6 protein-coding genes are annotated in these 6,838 nt (G+C 54.7%); all 6 read right to left on the reverse strand.

All coding sequences use genetic code 11. The annotated features are described in order from the left end of the window. On the reverse strand, window positions 1-410 hold a 410-nt coding region (locus AC1HCM_RS03750; protein ID WP_479460440.1), incomplete at its 3' end, for a 4Fe-4S dicluster domain-containing protein. Then, entirely contained in the window at window positions 407-949 is a 543-nt protein-coding gene (locus tag AC1HCM_RS03755) for a nitrate reductase cytochrome c-type subunit (protein WP_479460441.1), read from the reverse strand. The genes AC1HCM_RS03750 and AC1HCM_RS03755, both read right to left, overlap by 4 nt. After that, window positions 936-1,787: a quinol dehydrogenase ferredoxin subunit NapH gene (gene napH, locus AC1HCM_RS03760; protein ID WP_479460442.1), complete on the reverse strand. Its 852-nt coding sequence runs from the start codon at window positions 1,785-1,787 to the stop codon at window positions 936-938. Before napH ends, AC1HCM_RS03755 begins: the two co-directional genes overlap by 14 nt. Beyond that, entirely contained in the window at window positions 1,780-2,613 is an 834-nt protein-coding gene (napG, locus tag AC1HCM_RS03765) for a ferredoxin-type protein NapG (RefSeq protein ID WP_479460443.1), read from the reverse strand. Before napG ends, napH begins: the two co-directional genes overlap by 8 nt. 10 nt (window positions 2,614-2,623) lie before the next feature. Continuing rightward, window positions 2,624-5,485 carry a nitrate reductase catalytic subunit NapA gene (gene napA, locus AC1HCM_RS03770; RefSeq protein ID WP_479460444.1) on the reverse strand — a complete coding sequence of 954 codons (2,862 nt, stop codon included), beginning with the start codon at window positions 5,483-5,485 and terminating at the stop codon, window positions 2,624-2,626. Window positions 5,486-5,629: 144 nt separating this feature from the next. Continuing rightward, window positions 5,630-6,826 carry an argininosuccinate synthase gene (locus AC1HCM_RS03775; protein ID WP_479460445.1) on the reverse strand — a complete coding sequence of 399 codons (1,197 nt, stop codon included), beginning with the start codon at window positions 6,824-6,826 and terminating at the stop codon, window positions 5,630-5,632. Window positions 6,827-6,838: the final 12 nt, after the last annotated feature.

A 6,838-nucleotide genomic window follows, 5' to 3' on the forward strand; every position in this document is an offset into this window, starting at 1 on the left:
GCTGTGCACCTATCGGGGATTATCACGGGTCTGTATAAGCCCTCAAACCTTATCGCGTTGTCAAGGCAGGGCTCCTTACAGGAGAAGCATAGAACCCCTCTCCAGGCACTGCACCTCTTTGGGTCTATTACAACCCGTGCCTTTATCTTCTTCGGTACACCCTCCGATATAACGCCCTCTGGACATACTTTGGCACAGACCCCGCAGAAAGAACAGCCAGCCCTTTCAAAGAAAAGGTAAGGTGCGCCCTCCTCATCTCTGACGAGAACCCCTGTCTCACACTCCTTTACACAGGGAGCCTCGCAATCTCTGCAGGGTTCAAAGTCCTCCCCGCTTCCGGGAGGTCTCGGGAGGAGCCTTTCCTTCTCCGAGGAGGGCAGGAATGCCTTAAAGAGCTCTCTCCTGTTCAAGGCAGCCCCTCTTTCCAGCGCTCAAAGAGCGTTGACCTCTGCTTTGCCTGTGGATCCCTGAACTCGGGCTTGAAGACGTTCTTCACGAGTGGGGGTGCATCCGCCTGAGGAGTGTGGCACATAACGCACTGATACCTCGCTGGGTCAATCTTGAGCTCTTTCTTCTTTCCCCCTTTGGTGAAGAGGTCAAGGGCTATGTGGGTCTTGGGGATAGGTGTGGCTCCGACAGATTTGGCTACATCGGGCATGTGGCAACCGAGGCAGGCATTCTGACCGGGCTTTATGGGTACGAGACCTTCTACCGAGTGGGGTATCTGGGGTGGAGCGTTTTCATAGGCTCTCGTAAATTTCTTTCCGCTACCCGGAGGGTTCTTGGGAAACTCAACCTTCGGGGGAGCTACAGGTTTCTCGTCGTAGAGGGTCTGGTTCCTGTAGCCCAGCTCCTCCTCAGAGATGACCTCCTTAACAGCCTGAGCTACGCTCAGAAACACCAAAGAAGCACCGGCTGACAGCAGGAACAGCTCCTTACTTAGCCTCATGGCTGACATCCTCCTTTTTAAATCTCAAGGTGAAGTAGATTGCGTCGTCGTTGCAGACCTCCACACACCTCCCGCAGTTTATGCACTCCCCCGATTTTACGAGGGAGCTGTATTTTCCCACCATGTGCAGAACCTGGCTCTCGGGGCATATCTTCACGCACTCCATGCACTCGGTACACTTGTCCTTGTTGTAATCAACCCTTATGAGACTCGGTCTCGTTACGAGGGAGTAAAAGCCACCGAGGGGACAGACGTGCCCGCACCACCCGTTCTTTATTACGAAGAGGTCAAAGAGGAATATGGCGAGGACCATAGTCCAGCCCAGACCCATCCCGAATATCAGCCCCCTGTGGAGTATGGATATGGGGCTAACGTACTCAAAGGCGGGCATACCGAGTATGAGGGAGAGGATGAGGGCGAGGGCAAGGGCGAGGTACCTTGTCTTCCTCGTTATCCTGAGCTGCCACTCCTCCCTGTGTATCTTAGTCTTTACCCTGAGCCAGTTGGCAAAGTCCGTTACCACGTTCACCGGGCAGACCCAGCTGCAGAAGGCACGCCCTCCTATGAGGGCGTAGAAGGCGAGTATCAAGCCTGCGCCTATGAGGGCATCGGCGGCAACCACAGCCCCCGCAAAGAACATCTGGAGGACCGCAAAGGGGTCAGCGAGAGGCACGGCGTCAAAAAGCCTTGAGGAGCTCAGGTTCCCCCGGAGTATGCTCCAGCCGTAGATATTTCCCCCTATGTAAAGGACCATTATGGAAAGCTGGGAGAGCCTCCTCAGAATCAGGAACCTGTGTTTGTAAAGGTAGTGTCCTATTCCTTTCCTCTCCTCACTCATTGAGAAGGTCCTCCGTGTTCAGGTAGTCCTCCGCACTCTTGTGTCCCGGTCCTCTCGTCCCCGTCAGCTCTTCAACTTCCTTGCTCTCCTCCCAGCCCTTCATGTAGTGCTTTCCAGCCCTTCCGAGGGCTATCTCTCTGGGTAGAACGAATATGGCGGGCTTTTCGGTAACGCAGGCGTGCTCGCACAGACCGCAGCCAGTGCAGTAGTCGGCGTCCACCTTGGGAACCATAAAGGCGTGCTTACCCGTTCTGGGGTTTCTGTAAACCTCTATGTATATAGCCTTGTCAAGTATGGGGCAGACCCTGTAACAGGCATCACACCTGAGCCCCCAGTAGGCTATGCAGTTCTTCTGGTCTATGACAGCAACACCCATCCTCGCCTTGGTGATGTCAAGCTCTTTCTTGCCGTTCTTGATGGTGGAGACGAGGTCTGGCTCCAAGGCACCTGTGGGACAGGCGGGAACGCAGGGGATGTCCTCACACATATAGCAGGGGACTTCTCTCGGTATGAAGTAGGGCGTTCCCAGAGGTTTGTTGTCTCCCGGGGCTGCGAGGCGAAGCGTAACCATCTTCTTTCCGTCCTCGTAGGGCACGGAAGGTCTGTTGGCGCAGGCTTCAACGCAGAGTCCGCACTTTATGCACTTCTTGAGAAATTCGTCCCCGGGCAGGGCACCCGGGGGTCTTATAACGAGAGGGTCGTAGGTGTTCTCCTTGATAAAGGCTCCCCAGACAACGCCCCCCACTATGGATATGCCTATAGCCTGCATGGTTCTGACGAGGAACTTTCTCCTCGTCTCCGAGCGGGGGGACCTGTCCTTAGCCATATCCTTCACCTCACGCAGGGTATATCTTGACGGCGCACTTCTTGTAGTCGGTCTGCTTGGATATGGGGCATCTCTGGTCAAGGGTCACCTTGTTGATGTAAACCCTCTCGTCAAACCACGGGACGAAGACGAGTCCCTTAGGGGGTCTGTTCCTTCCACGTGTCTTGACCCTTGCCTTTATCTTTCCTCTCCTGCTCTCTATCCAGACGAGCTCTCCTTCCTTGACCCCTATCCTCTTGGCATCTTCGGGATTCATGTAGCAGTAAGCCTCGGGGACAGCCCTGTAGAGCTCGGGAACCCTCATCGTCATGGTACCTGAGTGCCAGTGCTCAAGGACCCTTCCCGTGGCAAGCCAGAAGGGGTACTCCTTATCGGGTACCTCCGGCGGCTCCATGTAGGGTCTGAAGAATATCTTTGCCCTGTTGGTCAGATCTACCTTAGTTCCCTTCTTGGGTCCATACAGAGTTCCCTCGGGTATCTTCTTCAGGGCAGGTCCGTAGAAGGCAAAGTCCTTGCTCTTCCCGTACTTCCTCGCATAGGGGTCGTACTTGGCGTTGAACCTCCATAGGGTCTCCTTTCCGTCAACAACGGGCCACCTTAGTCCCCTTACCTTGTGGTAGGTGTCAAAGTCTGCAAGGTCGTGTCCGTGCCCGAGACCGAAGAGCCTGTACTCTTCCCAAAGAGCCTTCTGGATAAAGAAGCCGTAACCCTTCCAGGGCTTTCCGTCCGCACCGAGGACGTTCCTCCTGTCCCCTTCCGCGGAGGTGTTTAAGTGCTTCTCCTTGGTTATCGGGTGGTAGGCAACGGGCTGGGGCCACTCTATGTTCACGTGGGGGATGGTCTTCTTGAAGACCTCCTTGGAGAAGAGGACATCGTAGAGGGTCATCTCGGGGTCGTAGCCGAGCTTCTTAGCCTCCTCAAGGACGTTGGGAAGAACAGTTCCGTCGCTGAGCTTCCACTCCTTCCAGCACTCCTTGAGCTTGAAGAACTTGGAGAACTCTATCAGGTGCCACTCATCGGGCATTGCCTCTCCTGGGGGTGTCACCTGCTGCTTCCAGTGCTGGGTCCTCCTCTCGGAGTTACCGTAGGCTCCCCACTTCTCGTATATCATCGCTGCGGGGAGTATAAGGTCTGCCACCTTTGCGGATATGCCGGGGTAGGAGTCGGAAACCACTATGAAGTTGTCCATCTCCCTCGCAGCCTTTATCCAGTGGTTGGCGTTCGCACAGTCCTGCCATGGGTTACAGACCATAACCCAAGCCCACTTTATCTTTCCGTCCTCAAGGTCCCTCATTATCTGAATTATGTTCGCCCCCACTTTGGGGTTCACCGTTCCGTGGGGGACCCTCCATATCTTCTCCGCTATCTTCCTGTGCTTGGGGTTGAAGACGACCATGTCCGCAGGTAACCTGTGGGAGAAGGTTCCTACCTCCCTCGCCGTTCCACAGGCTGAGGGCTGTCCAGTTAGGGAGAAGGCACCGCTACCGGGCTTGGCGTGCTTTCCGAGAAGGAGATGTATGGCGTAGTTCTGCTCGTTCACCCATGTTCCCCTCGTGTGCTGGTTAAAGCCCATCGTCCAGAAGGAGACGACCTTCCTTCCCTTCTCTATGTATAGGTCTGCGAGAGCCTTGAGCTTCTTCTTGAACTCCTCAAGGGGCTCGTCGGGGTCTCCCTTGGCTACCCTCGCAACGTAATCAAGGGTGTAGGGCTCAAGAGCCTTTTTGAACTCTTCGTAGGTGATAACCCAGTGCTTTCCAGCCTGCTTCCTGTGCTTCATGTGGAGCTTGTCGCCGGGCTTGAGGTTCAGGTACTTGAGGGCTATCGCCTCGTCCTCGGAAACTGTCTTGACGAGCTCCTTCCTCATGGTCTCCCTTTCCTTCTCAGAATACTTGGGATGCTCGGGATTACCCCTCATCCCGTAGCCTATGTCTACGTAGCCTGTTGCGAAGGCGCAGTGGTTCTTTACAAAGTCCCAGTCAATAGCCTCGGGGTGGTTGTACACTATCTCCCTCAGTATGTAGTTCTGTATAGCGAGGTCTGTATTTGGCTTGAAGATTATCGGTATGTCCGCGAGGTCTATAGACCTGTGGGTGAAGGTTGATAGAACCACGAGCTTGACCCTGTCGGGGTTGGAGAGCTTCCTGTCAATTACCCTTGCCCACAGGACGGGGTGCATCTCAGCCATGTTGGAGCCCCAGAGGACGAAGGTATCGGTGAGTTCAATGTCGTCATAGCACCCTGCGGGTTCGTCAATACCGAAGGTCTGGATAAAGGCTGCGACCGCAGAAGCCATGCAGTGCCTCGCGTTGGGGTCTATGTTGTTTGACCTAAAGCCCGCCTTCATCAGCTTTACAGCAGCGTAGCCCTCCATTATCGTGTACTGACCTGAGGAGAATATGGCAACCCCCTCGGGACCGAGCTCGTTGTAAGCCTCCTTGAACTTCTGAGCCATGACCTCAAAGGCTTTCTGCCAGCTCACGGGCTTGAACTTTCCCTTCTTGTCAAACTCACCCCTCTCGTTCACCCTCAGAAGCGGCTTCGTGAGCCTGTCGGCACCGTACTGTATCTTTGCGAGGAAGTAACCCTTGATGCAGTTGAGTCCCCTGTTCACGGGCGCCTTGGGGTCCCCCTTGACCGCAACTATCCGGTCGTCTTTGACCGCAACCATGACACCGCATCCAGTCCCGCAGAACCTGCACACCGCCTTGTCCCATCGCCATCCCTTCTCAGCCTGGGAAGCCTTTGCGAGGACCTCCTCAGGGATGCTCATTCCAACTGCTGTTGCAGCAGAAACCGCCGCAGCGGTCTTCAAGAAGTCCCTCCGGGAAACTCCCCGCTTCCCGGTCCTTTCTCTGACGCCAACCTCAGCCATGACGGTACCCTCCTATACTGATAAAAATCACATGACCTAAGTCATGTAAATAAGTATAAACTTTTTTTACTTCCTAATCAAGTTTTCTGTAAATTGGGAAGTGGGTGGGACAGAAGGAATTACCCGTTGAGGACAGGTATTTCCCTAAGTCCTTCTCCTACCTAAAACTTTCAGGGGGAGTCCCCAAACCTTAGTGAAATGCTTGCCCGCGAGGTGGTCAAAGGTATCCTTCTCTGAGTAGGTGGCGAGGTCCTCAACGTAGAGGGAATTGGGAGACCTCCTTCCTACAACGCTCACTCCTCCCTTAAAGAGCTTGAGCCTTACCTCACCGCTGACGTCCCTCCCCAAGCGCTCCGTGAAGGCATCAAGAGCCTCCCTGAGGGGTGTAAACCAGAGACCTTCGTAGACGAGCTTTGCGTACTCGTAGGGCACGTGGCTCAGGAAGTAGTGGAAGGTGAACCTGTCCGTCACCAGCGAAAGGAGATCCCTGTACGCCTCGTAGAGGACCGTAGCCCCGGGAGCCTCGTATATCTCCCTGCTCTTTATACCCACGAGCCTGTTCTCAACGATATCTATCCTGCCCACGCCGTGCCTTCCGGCTATCTCGTTGAGCTCAAGGATAAGCTCGCTAAGCAGCTTATAGCTCTTGCCGTTGAGGGATACGGGCACACCCTCCTCAAATCCGAGGGTCACGTACTCGGGCTCATCGGGAGCTTTCTGAGGAGAGCTCGTTATCTGGTAGGCGTCCTCCGGCGGTTCCTGCCATGGGTCCTCAAGGGGACCGCACTCTACCGATACACCCCACAGGTTCCTGTCTATTGAGTAGGGCTTTTCCTTAGTAACCTTTACGGGTATGCCGTGTCTCTTTGCGTACTCAACCTGCTCCTCCCTCGCCTTGAACTCCCACTCCCTCACGGGAGCTATGACCTCTATATCGGGGTTTAGAGCCCACACGGAAAGCTCAAACCTTACCTGGTCGTTGCCCTTACCCGTTGAGCCGTGAGCTACGTAGTCCGCATTGAATTTCTCCGCATACTTGACGAGCTTCTTAGATATGAGAGGTCTTGAGAGGGAAGCACTCAGAGGGTATTTTCCCTCGTAAAGGGCGAGAGCCCTCAGGGTTGGAAGGCAGAAATCCCTTGCAAACTCCTCCTTTATATCCTCAACTATAGCCTCAACAGCGCCCGAAGCCCTCGCCTTGTCGGGTATCTCGGTGAGCTCCTCTCCCTGTCCCACGTCTGCGGTGTAGGTTATGACCTCATAGCCCTTGTCGGTGAGCCACCTGACTATTACGGAGGTGTCAAGACCTCCTGAGTAAGCGAGTATAACCCTCTTAGCCATGGGAGTATTATA

The sequence above is a fragment of the Hydrogenivirga sp. genome (assembly GCF_056450045.1).

What these genes read in the sequence shown, in the direction of transcription:
- napH (WP_479460442.1), bottom strand. Translation starts at nt 1,787, where the DNA reads ATGAGTGAGGAGAGGAAAGGAATAGGACACTACCTTTACAAACACAGG.
- napG (WP_479460443.1), bottom strand. Translation starts at nt 2,613, where the DNA reads ATGGCTAAGGACAGGTCCCCCCGCTCGGAGACGAGGAGAAAGTTCCTC.
- AC1HCM_RS03755 (WP_479460441.1), bottom strand. Translation starts at nt 949, where the DNA reads ATGAGGCTAAGTAAGGAGCTGTTCCTGCTGTCAGCCGGTGCTTCTTTG.
- napA (WP_479460444.1), bottom strand. Translation starts at nt 5,485, where the DNA reads ATGGCTGAGGTTGGCGTCAGAGAAAGGACCGGGAAGCGGGGAGTTTCC.
- AC1HCM_RS03775 (WP_479460445.1), bottom strand. Translation starts at nt 6,826, where the DNA reads ATGGCTAAGAGGGTTATACTCGCTTACTCAGGAGGTCTTGACACCTCC.